This is a genomic window from Paraburkholderia susongensis, from assembly GCF_900177725.1.
Taxonomy (GTDB): Bacteria; Pseudomonadota; Gammaproteobacteria; order Burkholderiales; family Burkholderiaceae; genus Paraburkholderia; species Paraburkholderia susongensis.
In genome coordinates this window covers 1-2,439 of record NZ_FXAT01000028.1, presented here as the reverse complement: position 1 = coordinate 2,439, position 2,439 = coordinate 1, and the positions used below count along the sequence as shown (strand labels likewise).

Sequence of the window (2,439 nt, the reverse complement as noted above, 5' to 3'; positions counted from 1 at the left end):
CGCGTCCGTCGGGTTGGTGCCCGCGGCAACGTTGGTCAGCGTAACCGGCGTGGTCGAACCCGCACCGCCCAGCGTGACCTTCGTGTGGCTCGGATCGTCATACTGGACCGAGTTCGCGATGCCCGTCGAGGCCGAGGTCGACAGCGAAGCCACGTTGCTGTTGGTCGTGCTCAGACCCGACGACAGCGAACTGGCCGTGGTCGACGTGGACGTCGACAGCGAAGCCACATTGCTATCGGTCGTGCTCAGACCCGACGACAACGAACTGGCGGCCGTCGACAGCGAGCTGGCCGTGGTCGACGTGGACGTCGACAGCGAAGCCACATTGCTATCGGTCGTGCTCAGGCCCGACGACAGCGAACTGGCCGTCGTCGACGCGGACGTCGACAGTGAGGCCACGTTGCTGTTGGTCGTGCTCAGACCCGACGACAACGAGCTGGCCGTCGTCGACGTGGACGTCGACAGCGAAGCCACGTTGCTATCGGTCGTGCTCAGACCCGACGACAACGAGCTGGCCGTCGTCGACGCGGACGTCGACAGCGAAGCCACATTGCTGTTGGTCGTGCTCAGGCCCGACGACAACGAACTGGCGGCCGTCGACAACGAGCTGGCCGTGGTCGACGTGGACGTCGACAGCGAAGCCACATTGCTATCGGTCGTGCTCAGACCCGACGACAGCGAGCTGGCCGTCGTCGACGCGGACGTCGACAGCGAAGCGACTTGCGACGTCGCTGTACCCGTGACCGTGGACAGCGACGACAGCTGGCTATAGTTCACCGCGTCCGTCGGGTTGGTGCCCGCGGCAACGTTGGTCAGCGTAACCGGCGTGGTCGAACCCGCACCGCCCAGCGTGACCTTCGTGTGGCTCGGATCGTCATACTGGACCGAGTTCGCGATGCCCGTCGAGGCCGAGGTCGACAGCGAAGCCACATTGCTGTTGGTCGTGCTCAGGCCCGACGACAGCGAACTGGCCGTCGTCGACGCGGACGTCGACAGTGAGGCCACGTTGCTGTTGGTCGTGCTCAGGCCCGACGACAGCGAGCTGGCCGTCGTCGAAGCAGACGTCGACAGTGAGGCCACGTTGCTGTTGGTCGTGCTCAGACCCGACGACAATGAACTGGCGGCCGTCGACAGCGAGCTGGCCGTGGTCGACGCGGACGTCGACAGCGAAGCCACATTGCTGTTGGTCGTGCTCAGACCCGACGACAACGAACTGGCGGCCGTCGACAGCGAGCTGGCCGTCGTCGACGCGGACGTCGACAGTGAGGCCACGTTGCTGTTGGTCGTGCTCAGACCCGACGACAACGAGCTGGCGGCCGTCGACAGCGAGCTGGCCGTCGTCGAAGCAGACGTCGACAGTGAGGCCACGTTGCTGTTGGTCGTGCTCAGACCCGACGACAATGAACTGGCGGCCGTCGACAGCGAGCTGGCCGTGGTCGACGTGGACGTCGACAGCGAAGCCACATTGCTATCGGTCGTGCTCAGGCCCGACGACAGCGAACTGGCCGTCGTCGAAGCAGACGTCGACAGTGAGGCCACGTTGCTGTTGGTCGTGCTCAGACCCGACGACAACGAACTGGCGGCCGTCGACAGCGAGCTGGCCGTGGTCGACGTGGACGTCGACAGCGAAGCCACATTGCTATCGGTCGTGCTCAGACCCGACGACAGCGAGCTGGCCGTCGTCGACGCGGACGTCGACAGCGAAGCCACATTGCTGTTGGTCGTGTTCAGACCTGACGACAGCGAGCTGGCCGTGGTCGACGTGGACGTCGACAGCGAAGCCACGTTGCTGTTGGTCGTGCTCAGGCCCGACGACAGCGAACTGGCCGTCGTCGACGTGGACGTCGACAGCGAAGCCACATTGCTGTTGGTCGTGCTCAGGCCCGACGACAACGAGCTGGCCGTCGTCGACAGCGATGCAATTTGCGACGTCGTCGTGCCTACGGTCGTCGACAGCGAATTCACCGCGCTGTTCGTCGCGTAGAGCTGCGAGCCGTTGATCGCGTCGGTGCTCGTCGCACTGACCCGGCCTGCTGCCACGTTCGTGATCTGGCGCTCCTGTCCCAGTGCACCGACGCTCACCACACTGGTCGGATTCGCACCTGCAAAGGCGTACGTCTTGCCACCAATCGTCGTGCTCGAGGTCGGATTCGCCGCCGCGGTCACGCTACCCGAGCCCAGCGCGACATCGTTGGTGTTCCTCGCGATTGCGCTGTCACCCAGTGCAACAGCACCTGCCGCTGCTGCCGTGCTCGTGTTGCCCAGTGCCACGGCGCCCTGACCGATTGCTGTATTGGCATTACCCGACGCAACCGCACCCTGGCCATTTGCCGTGTTGTTCGCGCCGACCGCGACCGCGCCAGTGCCCGTCGCGACGTTCGGATCCCCGATCGCCACTGCACCATTGCCGCTTGCCGTGTTCGCCACACCAACAGAGAC

The 2,439-nt window shown here is 65.0% G+C and carries 1 pseudogene; it reads right to left on the bottom strand.

Annotated features, from left to right (window positions below):
- Positions 1–120 precede the first annotated feature (120 nt).
- A pseudogene (locus B9Z01_RS34525) lies at positions 121–2,439 on the bottom strand (hemagglutinin); the annotation flags it as partial.